Here is a 13,691-nt window from a genome sequence, read left to right on the forward strand (position 1 = left end):
GAGCCGCGCACGCGGCTTGCAACGCGCGCCCGCGCAAGATAGCCAATCGTCATGCTAGCGATCTTCGATCAGGGGCCGCCGCCGCCCTGCCCAACCCCGTTCAACCTGGCCGCTTTTGTGATGCGGCACGCGCAGGCGCTACCCGACAAGGTGGCACTGTCGGTGCTGGGCGCGCAGGACTGGACCTATGGTGAACTGGAGGGCGCCATTCGCGGCACCGCCACCGGCCTGCTGGCGCGCGGTGTCCAACCCGGAGAGATCGTTCTGATGCGGCTGGGCAATACGGTCGATTTCCCCATCGCCTATCTCGGCGCGATTGCCGCCGGGATCGTGCCGGTGCCGACCTCGTCACAACTGACCGAAGCCGAGACCGCCAAGATCATCGCCGATCTGTCCCCGACCGCAGTGCTGCGTGATCCGCAAATCGCCTGCGCGCCGCATAACCGCACCATCTCGCTCACTGATCTACAGACCATGCGCACCCTGCCGCCCGCCGCCTATGACATGGGTGACCCGGATCGGATGGGGTATGTGGTCTATACCTCGGGCACATCCGGGACACCTCATGCGGTGGCCCATGCCCATCGCGCGATCTGGGCGCGGCAGATGATGGTCGAGGGCTGGTATGGCCTGACGCAAGAGGATCGCCTGTGCCATGCGGGCGCGTTCAACTGGACCTACACGCTGGGCACCGGGTTGATGGACCCCTGGGCCATTGGCGGCACCGCCCTGATCCCTGCCGCCGGAACCGCGCCAGAACAGCTACCTGCGCTCTTGCGCGATCATAAGGCGACGATTTTTGCTGCCGCGCCGGGCGTTTACCGCAAAGTCCTACAGCAGGACGAAGTGCCCGACCTGCCCGATCTGCGCCACGGGCTCTGTGCAGGAGAAAAGCTGTCACCCGCCCTGCATGAGCGCTGGAACATCGCCACAGGGACCGAGCTCTATGAGGCCTATGGCATGTCCGAATGCTCCACCTTCATCTCGGCCTGTCCGGGCCATCCCGCAAGCGGCGACGTTTTGGGCCACCCCCAAAAGGGCCGCCGGATCGCGATGCTGGGCAAAAACGGGCCGGTCGAGATCGGCGAGGAAGGCACAATCGCCATCCATCGCTCTGACCCCGGCCTGATGCTGGGCTATCTGAACGCGCCCGAGCAAACCAAGGCCCGGTTTCAGGGCGACTGGTTTCTGACCGGCGATCAGGGCGTCATGCACGAAGATGGCAGCATCGCCTATCTGGGCCGCAATGACGACATGATGAATGCGGGCGGTTACCGGGTTTCGCCGGTCGAGGTCGAAGCGGTGCTGAACCGCCATCCGGGCATTACCCAATCCGGTGCCACCGCCGTTGAGGTCAAACCCGACACGTTCATCATCGCCGCCTTCTATACTGGCCCCGAGGCACTGGACGAGGGCGCCTTGCAGACCTATGTGGAAACCCGGCTCGCCCGATACAAGCAACCGCGCGCCTATATTCACCTGCCGGAGCTGCCCATAGGCGGCAATGGCAAGCTTCTCCGCCGCGCGCTGCCCGCGCTTTTCAAGGTGCCATCTTCATGACCCAGACCACCGTCAAGCTCGATATCATGTCCGACCCGATCTGCCCCTGGTGCTATATCGGCAAGACGCATCTGGACAAGGCGCTGGCGGCGGTGCCGGATCATCCCTTCGTGATTGAATGGCATCCATTCCAGCTGAACCCCGATATGCCGGCCGAGGGCATGGACCGCCGCGCCTACCTGGAAGGCAAGTTCGGCGGCAAGGAAGGCGCAGTCAGGGCTTATGCACCGGTGGTCGAGCATGCCGAACAGGCCGGGCTGAACATCAATTTCGACGCCATGCAGCGCACCCCCAACACGATGGATGCCCATCGCCTGATCCACTGGGCGGGGATCGAAGGCAAGCAGACCAAGGCCGTGGACGCCCTTTTCGAGGCCTATTTCGTCGAGGGGCGTGATATCGGCGACCATGAGGTTCTGGGCGATATTGCCGACGGGATCGGGATGGATGCCTCGGTGGTTCTGAAACTGCTGCAATCGGAGGCCGACCGGGACGATATCGCCGCGCGCGACACCCATTCGCGCAAGATGGGCGTGAATTCCGTACCGACCTTCATCGTTGCCAGCCAGCACGCGGTTCCCGGCGCGCAACCGCCGGAGCTGTGGGAAAAAGTCATTCAGGATATCAAGTCTCAGCTTGAAACCGGGGCTGCGCAGTAGCACAAGTCTTGTGCAATTACGTCTATGGCTCTGATCCCATCCGCGTGATAGCGCGGGCGGAGAAGGAGCAACCAGATGAGTCAGCGGATATCGACGGGAGAGTTCATCGCGCTAATCGGCGTGATGTTCGCAACCATCGCGTTTTCCATCGATGCGATGCTGCCCGCCCTGCCCGAGATCGCCCAGGAACTCAGCCCTGATGAGGAAAACCGCGCCCAACTGATCCTGACCTCTTTTGTGGCGGGTATGGGGATTGGCACGTTTTTCACCGGCCCGCTCTCGGATGCGTTCGGGCGCAAGCCGGTGATTTATGGGGGCGTCGCGCTTTACATTTTCGCCGCAATACTCGCCTGGGCCAGTACGTCACTCGAAACCATCCTGGCCGCGCGCGTGCTGCAAGGCATCGGTGCAGCGGCCCCCCGGATCGTGGCGGTGGCGGTGGTGCGCGACCTCTATTCCGGCCGCCAGATGGCGCGGATCATGTCGATTGCGATGATGATCTTCACGCTTTTCCCCGCCATCGCCCCCGCCATGGGCGCAGGTATCATCGCGTTTTCGGGCTGGCGTGGTGTCTTTGTCGCCTTTGTGGTGTTTGCCTGCATCATGGTGACCTGGATGAGCCTGCGGCTCGATGAACCGCTGCCGCGTGAAAACCGCCGTCCCTTCCGCGCACCGCTGCTCTGGGGTGCGGTGCGGGAGATGTTCCGCAATCCCACCGTGCGCCTGTCGATCGCGGTCCAGACCCTTTGTCTGGGCATTCTCTTCACCATGCTCACCATGGTGCAGCCGGTCTATGACGTGATCTTTGGTCGGGAAGAGACCTTTCCCTTCTGGTTCGGTGCAGTGGCACTGGTCTCTGGCTCTGCCAGCCTGCTGAACGCCGCCGTTGTGGTCCGACTGGGCATGCGCCGTCTGGTCACATGGGCGCTGGGGGTGCAGATCGTGCTGTCGGGCAGTGTGTTATTCCTGACCAGCCTGCCCCTGCCCGATCTGGCCAGCTTTGCAATATTTGTCGCCTGGCAAGCAACCGTCTTTGCCATGGCAGGCGTCACACTGGGCAACCTCAACGCGATCGCGATGGAGCCGATGGGCCATATCGCGGGCATGGCCGCTTCGGTGATCGGAGCGATCTCAACCGTATTGGCCGCGCTGATTGCGGCCCCGATCGGGCAGTTCTTCGATCACTCCCTGCTGCCGCTGACCAGCGGTATCTTTATCATGTCGGTGCTGGCCTTCCTGCTCATGCTGCAAATGGCGCGGGTGGAACAGAGCGTCACAGCCTGAGCTTTGCGGAATCGCGCACCTGACCTATCCTGCCCCGCAGGAGGGGCCACCATGTCATATGATTACGACCTCGGCACGCATAGCTGCCGGATCACCACCCGTTCGGAAGAAGCGCAACTCTGGTTCGACCGGGGGCTGGTCTGGACCTATGGCTATAACCATGACGAGGCGGTGGCCTGTTTCGAGCGCGCGCTGGAACATGACCCGGATTGCGCCATGGCCCATTGGGGCGTGGCCTATGCTGTCGGTCCCAATTACAACCTGCCCTGGGCATTGCTGGACGAAGGCGGGCGCGAACGGGCGCTGACCAAGGCCTATGACGCCACACAGGACGCGCTGGCGAGGCTGCAGGGTCTTACCAAGCTGGAAACCCAGCTGATCAACGCCCTGCCTGCCCGCTACCCGCAACGCACGCCGATCGACCAAATGGAGGCCTGGGACAGCGACTTCGCCGACGCCATGCGCGCGGCTTTCACCGCCTGCCCGGATCAACTGGACCTGCGCACGATCTATGTCGAAAGCCTGCTCAACATGACCCCGTGGAAGATGTGGGACCTGCGCAGCGGTGGCCCGGCTGAAGGTGCTGCCACGCTGGAGGCACAAGAGGCCCTCGAAACCGCGATGCGCGACGACCCGGCCGCGATGTCCCATCCCGGTTTGCTGCATCTCTACATCCACCTGATGGAGATGTCGCCGACACCCGAAAAGGCGCTCAAAGCCGGAGATATCCTGCGCACGCTGGTGCCTGATGCCGGGCATCTGGTGCATATGCCGACCCATATCGACGTGCTCTGCGGTCACTACCAGAACGTTGTGCGCTGGAACCGGCAGGCGGTGGTCGCCGACCTGAAATATTACGAGCGTGAGGGCGCGTTCAACATCTATACCGGCTATCGCCAGCATAACTATCACTTCATTATCTATGGCGCTCTTTTCCTTGGACAAATGCAGCCCGCGCTGGAAGCCAATCGCGGCATATGGGACACCACGCCCGAAGAGATGCTGCGCATCGAAAGCCCGCCCATGGCGGATTTCTTCGAAAGCTACATGGCGATGGAGCCGCATATCCTGATCCGCTTCGGCCAATGGGAGCGTGCCAAGGCGCTGGAACTGCCCGACGACACCGATCTCTACCGGACGGTCACGGCAACGGTGTATTACGCCCGCGCCATCGCCCATGCAGCGACCGGCGACATGCCTGCGGCGGAGGCCGAGGAAAAGCTGTTTGACGCCGCCCGCGCCCGGGTTCCGGAAACGCGGCTGATGCACAACAATAAGGTCGTCCACCTGCTTGAAATCGCGTCAGAAATGCTACGAGGCGAAATCGAGTATCGCAAAGAAAATTACGAGGTTGCCTTTGCCCACCTGCGCGCCTCGGTCGCTCTTGATGACGGCTTGCCTTATGACGAACCCTGGGGCTGGATGCAGCCCACCCGCCACGCGCTCGGGGCGCTGCTGTTTGAACAGGGCCATACGGAAGAGGCCGAAGCGGTTTATCGCGAAGACCTCGGTCTTGGTGGCCAGCTCAGCCGCGCGACCGTGCATCCCGACAATGTCTGGAGCCTGAAAGGCCTGCATGATTGCCTGAAGGCGCGCGGGGAAGATGTTGAAATCATTCAGATCAAGCAACGTCTTGACCTTGCGCTAGCCCGCGCCGACGGCTCGGTTGGGGCCTCCTGTTTCTGTGCGCAGGCGGCGATGCAGGCGCAGACAGGCTGATCAGGCGGTTTTTGCTTTTTTCCGCGTCCCGACAACTTTCTCGGCCAGATCGCGGGCAATCGCAAACGCGCCTTTGATCTTGTCGCTTTCCTTGGCCCAGTCCCGGCGCACCACGATCTTGTTGTCCTTGACCTTGGCCAGACCCTTCTGGTTCTGGATGAACTCCACCAGACCCTCGGGTGAGGCAAACTTGTCGTTGTGGAACTGGATCGTCGCCCCTTTTGGCCCGCCATCCAGCTTGGCGATGCCAGCGCGTTTGCACATCGCCTTGATGCGCACCACCAAGAGCAGCGTGTTGACCTCTTTCGGCAAAGTTCCGAACCGGTCGATCAATTCAGCCGCGAACCCTTCCAGTTCCACCTTCTTCGACAGCGACGACAGGCGACGATAAAGACCCAGCCGCACGTCCAGATCGGGCACGTAATCCTCCGGGATCAGCACCGGCACGCCGAGATTGATCTGCGGCGCCCATTGATCATCCGCATCGCTGAGCCCCTCCATCTCGCCCGCCTTGATCTTGGCGATCGCCTCTTCCAGCATGGATTGGTAGAGTTCATACCCCACATCACGCATCTGACCGGACTGTTCCTCGCCCAGCAGGTTGCCCGCGCCGCGAATGTCGAGGTCTTGGCTAGCCAGCGTGAACCCAGCCCCCAGCGTATCGAGCGAGCCCAGCACGCGCAGGCGTTTTTCGGCCGTATCGGTCAGTTTAGCGCGCGGTTTGGTGGTCAGATAGGCATAGGCGCGGGTTTTCGAGCGGCCTACCCGGCCCCGGATCTGGTAGAGCTGCGCCAGGCCGAACATGTCGGCGCGGTGGATGACCATCGTGTTGGCGGTCGGGATATCGAGGCCGGATTCGACAATGGTCGTGGCCAGAAGCACGTCATATTTACCGTCATAGAAGGCATTCATGCGGTCATCGAGCTCTCCGGCGGCCATCTGGCCATGCGCGACCATATAGGTCAGCTCGGGTAGCTGCTCTTTCAGGAAGGCCTCAATCTCGGGCAGGTCGCTGATGCGGGGCACCACGTAAAAGCTCTGCCCGCCCCGGTAGTGTTCCCGCAGCAGCGCCTCGCGAATGGTGACGGCGTCGAACTCGCTGACATAGGTGCGGATCGCCAGACGGTCGATGGGTGGTGTGCCGATTATCGACAGATCGCGTACGCCGGTCAGGCTGAGTTGCAGCGTGCGCGGGATGGGTGTGGCGGTCAGGGTCAGGACGTGGATGTCGCTGCGTAGCTGCTTCAGGCGCTCCTTGTGGGCCACACCGAAATGCTGCTCTTCATCAATGATCAGCAGGCCGAGGTTCTGGAACCGGATGCCCTTGGCCAACAGGGCATGGGTACCGATCACGATGTCAACCGTTCCGCGCGACAGGCCATCGCGGGTTTTTTGCGCTTCGCCGGCAGAAACAAAGCGCGACAACTGTCTGACTTCCAAGGGAAACCCCCGGAAGCGTTCGGCAAAGCTGGCCGCGTGCTGCCGTGCCAGCAAGGTTGTCGGCGCAATCACCGCCACCTGCAACCCGGACATGGCGGCGACAAAAGCCGCCCGCATGGCCACTTCGGTCTTGCCGAAACCGACATCACCGCAGACCAGTCGGTCCATTGGCTGGCCGGACTGCAAATCCTCCATCACGTCCCCAATGGCGCGCAGTTGGTCATCGGTTTCCTGATAGGGAAAGCGGGCGGAGAACTCCTCCCAGGCATGGGCGGGCGGGTCCAGCATCGGGGCCTTGCGCAGGGCCCGTTCGGCGGCGATGCGGATCAGCCTATCGGCCATCTCACGGATGCGTTCCTTGAGCTTGGCCTTCTTGGCCTGCCACGCGCCGCCACCCAAGCGATCCAGCAGCCCCTCGTCATGGCCGTATTTCGACAGCAGTTCGATATTTTCGACCGGCAGATAGAGCTTGGCCGCTTCGGCATATTCCAGCAGCAGGCACTCATGGGCGGCCCCGGCGGCGGTCACCACCTCCATGCCCTGATAGCGGCCGATGCCGTGATCCACATGAACCACCAGATCGCCGGGGCTGAGCGATTGGGTTTCGGTCAGGAAATTCTCGGCCTTGCGGCGTTTCTTGGGCGCGCGGATCAGCCGGTCGCCCAGCACATCCTGTTCCGAGATCACCACCATCTCGGGCGTCTCAAATCCGTGTTCCAGTGCCCAGACCGCCAGATGCAATCCGCGCTTGCCGATCCGCGTGCCATTGGGGACCGGAATCGCCTCGGCGAGGCCCTCATCCTCGATCAACCCGGTCAGGCGTTCGCGCGCGCCTTCGGAATAGGAGGCGATCAGGACCGGTTTGGCGTCCAGTTTCTCCTGAACATGACCAGCCAGCGCGCCGAAAAGACTGATGTTTTCCTGCTGCCTTTCGGGCGCGAAATTGCGCCCGATACGTCCGCCCGCATCGATCACGCCCGGACCGCTGGCCTGTTGCAAAGGGTTGAACTGCATCACACGACGGGCCGCCACGGCCTCGCTCCAGGCGGTGTCATCGAGATAGAGCAGCCCCGGCGGCGTCGGTTTATAGACGCTGTCCATGCGCGAGCGGTTCTGCAGCGCATGGGTCCGGGTCTCGTACTGGTCCTGGATGCTGTCCCAGCGTGCCAGCCGGGCGGGCGTGACCTGATCATCCAGCGTGATCGTGGCCTCTGGCAGATAGTCGAACAGGGTCTCTAGCTTGTCATGGAAGAAGGGCAGCCAGTGCTCCATCCCCTGATGCTTGCGCCCGGCGCTCACCGCCTCATAGAGCGGGTCATCAGTGCCCGCTGCACCAAATTCGATCCGGTAATTCTGCCGGAAACGGGTAATCGCGGCCTCGTCCAGGATCACTTCGCTGACCGGGGCCAGTTCCACGATGTCGAGCTTTTCGGTGGTGCGTTGCGAGACCGGGTCGAACCGGCGCGCGCCGTCCAACACGTCGCCGAACAGATCCAGCCGCACCGGGCCGCTTTCGCCCGGCGGGTAGATATCGATGATGCCGCCGCGAATGGCGTAATCGCCGGGCTCCATCACCGTGGGGCTCTGGGTGAATCCCATGCGCACGAGAAAGGCCCGTAGCGCCTCTTCGTCGATGCGACGATCGACCTGCGCGGTAAAGGCGGCCTCGCGCAACAGCGCGCGCGCGGGAACCCTCTGGCTGGCCGCGTTCAGCGTGGTCAGCAACACGAAACGCTGCGGCATCTGGTGCACAAGGGCAGCCAGCGTCGCCATACGCGCGGCAGATACTTCGGCATTGGGCGAAACCCGGTCATAGGGCAGACAATCCCAGCCGGGAAAGACAAAGACCGGCATGTCAGGCACCAGGAACGCAAGCGCGGCGCGCATCGCCTCCATCCGCTTGTCATCGCGCGCAACATGGCAGACCGGACCATCGGCGCGGGCACTCTCGCGCAGGATCAGCTGCGCGTCATAGCCTTCGGGGGCACCGCCAACCAGAACGTGATCCGCTGCTGTCATGCTTTGGGTCCTTTCCCCGCCCTAGAGGGCTCCGATGGAGAGGTTCTGATACATACCCCAAAGGGCGGTGACAAAGATCGAGATCATGCCAATGACCTGCGTGATGATCCGGCAGCGGTTCAGGAAACGCGCAATCTCAACCCCTTGGGCGTTCTGCCCATGGATAGCGCGGGCCGTCGCCAGATTGACCAAACCGACAATCGACATCGGGAAGGCCAACAGGAACAGCGCCTGTGCAAATTCGATCCCGTAGAAGAAGCCAAGCATCGCCATCCCCGAAAGGAGAAAGCAGCCGATCGCCAATATCCACAGCCCCGAAACCTCGGTGATATAGAGCAGCCGGTTCACGTTCACCCGGGTGATATCGTTGAGATCCTGCTCGGCCTGCCCGCCCAATCGGCGCGCGCGGGTGACCATGTCAAAGGGGATGCCCATCACCCAGTGGCTGGCGGATGACCACATGACCGCAAGCGCAATCCAGAACCAGAGGTTCGAAAAGCTGCGCATGTCGATCATCTCGAAGATCGAGTCGTACCAGTCCAACCGTCGTCCCCTGCCCTATGCCCTTATCCTGAGGCCTCTGCCATGGCTTGCGTTCAAATGCCACCCTTGAGACCGGGACAATTCCATGCCACCCAGAGCGCAGTTGCGCAAGGAGTATCACCAAATGAAACCCATCGTTGCCCCTTTTCCGACCGCCCGGTTCCGCCGCGCCCGGCAATCCGAGGCCATTCGCGGGCTGGTCCGCGAGAACGTGCTGACGGTGGATGACCTGATCTGGCCGGTTTTCGTGCGCGATGGGGACGGCGTTGAGGAACCCGTGCCCTCAATGCCCGGCGTCATGCGCCGTAGCGTCGACCGGATCGCGCAGGTCGCCATCGAGGCGCAGGCGCTTGGTATCCCGGCGATCTGCCTTTTTCCCTATACCGATCCGTCCCTGAAAACCGAGGATTGCGCCGAGGCCTGGAGCCCTGACAACCTCAGCAACCGCGCGATCCGGGCGATCAAGGCGGCGGCGCCTCAAATCGCGGTGATGACCGATGTGGCGCTCGACCCCTATAACATCAACGGCCATGACGGCTATGTGGTGGATGGCGAGATCGTGAATGACGAAACCGTCGAGGCGCTGACGAAGATGGCGCTGGCGCAGGCCGATGCGGGGGCCGATATCATCGGCCCGTCGGACATGATGGACGGACGCATCGGCGCGATGCGGCAGGCGCTGGAGGCGAGCGGCCACCAGAATGTGATGATCCTCAGCTATGCCGCCAAATATGCCAGCGCCTTTTATGGGCCGTTCCGCGATGCGGTGGGGGCCTCGGGCGCGCTGACCGGCGACAAGAAAACCTATCAGATGGACCCGGCCAATTCCGATGAGGCGATGCGGCTGATCGCCCGCGACCTGAACGAGGGCGCGGATATGGTGATGGTAAAGCCCGGCATGCCCTATCTCGATATCTGTCGTCGCAGCAAGGACATGTTTGGTGTGCCGACCTATGCCTACCAGGTGTCCGGTGAATACGCGATGATCCAGGCGGCGGCATTGAATGGCTGGGTGGACGGCGAAAAGATCATGCTGGAAAGCCTGATGTCGTTCAAACGCGCCGGGTGTGATGGGATTCTGACCTATTTTGCCCCCGAAGTTGCGCGAATTTTGCAGGGCTAACCCTTTAATTCATGTGATTTTCCGGGCGATATCCCGCCCGGTACCGTCATGAACAAGGTGACAGCGCCCCACATTGCGCGTATGCTTGCGGCCAAGACCGGACAAACCGGCTTATCAGGCAACCCACAGAGACAGAGAAAATGAGCAGTACCCAATCCCCACGACTGAGCCGTCGCGGCTTTGCCCTTGGCATGGCCGGGCTGACCGTCACCGCCGCCTGCGGCAATGGCGTCGGAAATTCCAACGCCGCCGTCATCGACGCCCGCGTCGATGCCACCCTGCAGGAACTCTACAACCAGTATCCAAACACCGTCGAGATCGGCAACAAGGCCAATGGTATTCTGGTCATGCCGCTGATCACCGAGGCCGGTTTTGGTTTTGGCGGCGCCTACGGGCGCGGCGCGCTGCGCGTCAATGGCGTCACGGTGGATTACTACCAGACCGTCAAGGGCACCGCGGGCCTGCAGATCGGCGCGGCGCAATATGCCACGGTTCTGTTCTTCATGACCGAGGACGCGCTGGGCAGGTTCCGCCGCTCGACCGGCTGGGAAGCGGGCGCGGATGTGGCCTATGTGGTTGGCGACCAGGGCGAACAGCTTTCAGCCACCACCACCACCACGACCTCACCGGTGATCGCGGCGGTCTTTGGACAGGCCGGTCTGCTGCTGGGGGCCACGGTCGAGGGCACCAAATACACCCGCATCATCCCCTGATGCAGGCCGGTGCCGACGGGGCTATGCCCCCGTCGGTCAATCCGACCGGGTTTCCGTAGGGAACGGCCTTTCGGCCGCAAGCCGCTTGCTCTAGTTTGGCCGCGATCCGGACAGCAGAAGGCACGGCACACCCATGAGATTGATCTTTCGCTGGCTGCTGCGGATTGCCACCGGTCTGATCCTGCTGGTCCTGGCAGGTGTTGCCCTGGTCTATTTCCTGGCCAGCCAGTCCCTGCCCGACTACGACCGCGAGGTTTCTGTTACGGGTCTCTCCTCGCCGGTCGAGATCGTGCGTGACAACGCCAATGTGCCGCATATCTTTGGTGAAACCGACGCTGATGTCTATTTCGGCCTCGGCTATGCCCATGCGCAAGACCGGATGTGGCAGATGACGCTGATGCGCCGTACGGTGCAGGGCCGCCTGTCAGAGGTGTTCGGCGAGCGCACGGTCAAGATTGACCGGCTGTTGCGGCGGCTAGACCTCTATCGCGCGGCGCAACGCTCGGTCGCGGTGCAGGACGAAGAGACGATGGTGGCCTTACGCGCCTATGCTGCCGGGGTGAATGCGCGCCTAAACCAGATCAATGAAGAATCCCTTGGCCGAGGCGCGCCCGAGATGTTCCTGTTTCCAACCCCCATGGCCCCCTGGCAACCCGCCGACAGCATCGCGATGATCAAGCTGATGGCGCTGCAATTGTCGGGGCATCTGGAAGAAGAAGTTCTGCGCGCCCGCACCTCGCTGATGCTGAGCGATCCCGACCGGTTGCTGGATATCTTGCCCGATGTGCCCGGTTCGGGCATTGCCGCACTGCCGGAATATTCGGCGCTCTTCCCCGATCTGCCCCGTTATGCCGCCGGTGAAAGGCCCGCTGCCGATCCGATCTCGCCGATCCCGGAGCGCGGGCTGGCCGGGGCCTCCAATGCCTGGGCGGCTGACCCCTCCCGCTCTGCCAGCGGTGGCACCCTGCTGGCCAATGATCCGCATCTGGGCTTTTCGGCCCCTTCGACCTGGTATCTGGCGCGGTTGGAACTGACCTCGGGCGGGGTGATCGGCGGCACCATCCCCGGCATTCCCGCCGTCTTAACCGGGCGCAGCGACTATCTCGGCTGGGGCGTCACCTCGTCTTATGTGGATGATCAAGACCTCTATATCGAGCAGCTCAACCCCAACAATCCCGAGGAATACCTGACCCCAGACGGCTACAAACCGTTCGAGAGCCGCCCCTCGATCATCCAGATCAAGAACGCCGCGCCAATCACCCTGACCCTGCGCTGGACCGAAAACGGCCCGGTGCTGCCGGGCAGCCTGTACAATCTGGGAACCATCACGCCACCGGGCCATGTGGTGTCACTGGCCTGGACCGCGCTCAGCCCGAATGACACGACCATGTCGGCGGCCATCGCGCTGATGAGCGCCAAAACCGTGACCCAAGCCATCGAGGCTGGCGAGCGCTACCTCACCCCGGCCCAGAACCTGACCCTGGCCGATCGTGAAACGGTCGCGATGCAGACCATCGGTGCGATCCCCCGTCGCGATGCGCGCCATCAAAGCCAGGGGCGGATGCCCAGCCAGGGCTGGCGGCCTGAAAATCGCTGGCAGGGGCGGATGCCGTATGATACCAACCCCTCTTTCCTGTCGCCCGAGGGCGGCTTGCTGGGCAATACCAACAACAAAACGGTCGACCGGCCCTTCCCGAACCATGTCTCTCATAGCTGGGGTGACACCCAGCGGGTGAACCGCTGGGAACGCCTGATGCAATCGCGACAGGTCCATACCCGCGACAGTTTCATCGAGGCGCAGCTGGACCCGGTCAGTTTCACCGCCCGCTCGCTGCTGCCGCTGATCGGGGCCGATCTGTGGTTCACCGGCGAGGCCGCACCCGAGGGCACGCCCGAACGCCAGCGCCAGATCGCGCTGTCGCTGCTGGCGGACTGGAATGGCGAGATGAACGAGCATCTGCCCGAACCGCTGATCTATGCCGCCTGGCTGCGTGCCCTGCAAAAACGCCTGATCGAGGATGAGCTGGGACCGCTTGCCGACGAGTTCAAACATGTCGATCCGCTCTTTATCGAACGGGTCTACCGTGATGTCGACGGCGCCTCGGTCTGGTGTGACGTCAGCCAGAGCGCGCCGGTCGAAAGCTGCACCGACATGGCCCGTCTGGCGCTGGATGACGCGCTGGTCTGGATCGCCGAGAACCACGGCAGCGCGCTGGAAAGCCTGCGCTGGGGCGATGCGCATCAGGCCACCCATGACCACCCGATTCTGGGTGAGGTTCCGGTGCTGCGTTATTTCGTGAACATCCGGCAATCGACCAGCGGCGGGGACAACACGCTGCAACGGGGCCGTACCTCGGGCGAGGACCCGGCGCCGTTCCAGAACGTGCATGGGGCCGGTTTCCGCGGCGTCTATGATTTCGCTGATCCCGACAGTTCGGTCTTTGTCATTTCCACCGGCCAGTCGGGCCATTTCCTGTCGCGCCACTATGACGATCAGGCGCAGCTCTGGCGGCGGGGCGAATATATCCCGATGTCACTGGATGCCGATCTGGCGCGCGCGGCCTCGGTCGGGATCACCACGCTCACCCCGAAACCCTGACCTGATGCGGCCCGGGCGCAACATCACGCATG

At 62.7% G+C, this 13,691-nt stretch carries 9 protein-coding genes; 7 read left to right on the forward strand and 2 right to left on the reverse strand.

Annotated features, from left to right (window positions below; genetic code table 11):
• Positions 1–51: 51 nt before the first annotated feature.
• The 4 genes from AB1E34_RS13025 to AB1E34_RS13040 all read left to right on the forward strand — a co-directional run bounded on the left by AB1E34_RS13025 (position 52) and on the right by AB1E34_RS13040 (position 5,222).
• Positions 52–1,560 (forward strand): class I adenylate-forming enzyme family protein, encoded by a 1,509-nt coding sequence (locus AB1E34_RS13025; protein ID WP_372572779.1) that lies wholly within the window; start codon positions 52–54, stop codon positions 1,558–1,560.
• The gene (locus AB1E34_RS13030; RefSeq protein WP_372572780.1) at positions 1,557–2,219 is read left to right on the forward strand and encodes a DsbA family oxidoreductase; all 663 of its coding nucleotides are present in this window, start codon (positions 1,557–1,559) and stop codon (positions 2,217–2,219) included. The genes AB1E34_RS13025 and AB1E34_RS13030 overlap by 4 nt, the downstream gene beginning before the upstream one ends.
• Positions 2,220–2,294: 75 nt before the next feature.
• A complete protein-coding gene (locus AB1E34_RS13035; protein ID WP_372572781.1) occupies positions 2,295–3,503 on the forward strand; it encodes a multidrug effflux MFS transporter in 1,209 nt (402 codons plus the stop codon).
• Between the two features lie 51 nt (positions 3,504–3,554).
• The gene (locus AB1E34_RS13040; RefSeq protein WP_372572782.1) at positions 3,555–5,222 is read left to right on the forward strand and encodes a tetratricopeptide repeat protein; all 1,668 of its coding nucleotides are present in this window, start codon (positions 3,555–3,557) and stop codon (positions 5,220–5,222) included.
• Here the strand turns inward: AB1E34_RS13040 and mfd are convergent, their stop codons facing one another.
• Entirely contained in the window at positions 5,223–8,681 is a 3,459-nt protein-coding gene (mfd, locus tag AB1E34_RS13045; RefSeq protein ID WP_372572783.1) for a transcription-repair coupling factor, read from the reverse strand.
• A 21-nt stretch (positions 8,682–8,702) separates the two neighbouring features.
• Positions 8,703–9,224: a component of SufBCD complex gene (locus AB1E34_RS13050; RefSeq protein ID WP_372572784.1), complete on the reverse strand. Its 522-nt coding sequence runs from the start codon at positions 9,222–9,224 to the stop codon at positions 8,703–8,705.
• Positions 9,225–9,348: 124 nt separating this feature from the next.
• Here AB1E34_RS13050 and hemB point away from each other — a divergent pair, with 124 nt between their 5' ends.
• The 3 genes from hemB to AB1E34_RS13065 all read left to right on the forward strand — a co-directional run bounded on the left by hemB (position 9,349) and on the right by AB1E34_RS13065 (position 13,659).
• A complete protein-coding gene (hemB, locus tag AB1E34_RS13055) occupies positions 9,349–10,347 on the forward strand; it encodes a porphobilinogen synthase (protein WP_372572785.1) in 999 nt (332 codons plus the stop codon).
• A gap of 140 nt (positions 10,348–10,487) precedes the next feature.
• Positions 10,488–11,060, forward strand: coding sequence for a lipid-binding SYLF domain-containing protein (locus tag AB1E34_RS13060; RefSeq protein ID WP_372572786.1), 573 nt, complete (start codon positions 10,488–10,490; stop codon positions 11,058–11,060).
• A 133-nt stretch (positions 11,061–11,193) separates the two neighbouring features.
• Complete coding sequence (locus AB1E34_RS13065) at positions 11,194–13,659, forward strand: penicillin acylase family protein (RefSeq protein WP_372572787.1); 2,466 nt, start codon at positions 11,194–11,196, stop codon at positions 13,657–13,659.
• Positions 13,660–13,691 lie beyond the last annotated feature (32 nt).

The sequence above is a fragment of the Ruegeria jejuensis genome, assembly GCF_041537905.1.
Classification (GTDB): Bacteria; Pseudomonadota; Alphaproteobacteria; order Rhodobacterales; family Rhodobacteraceae; genus Ruegeria_C.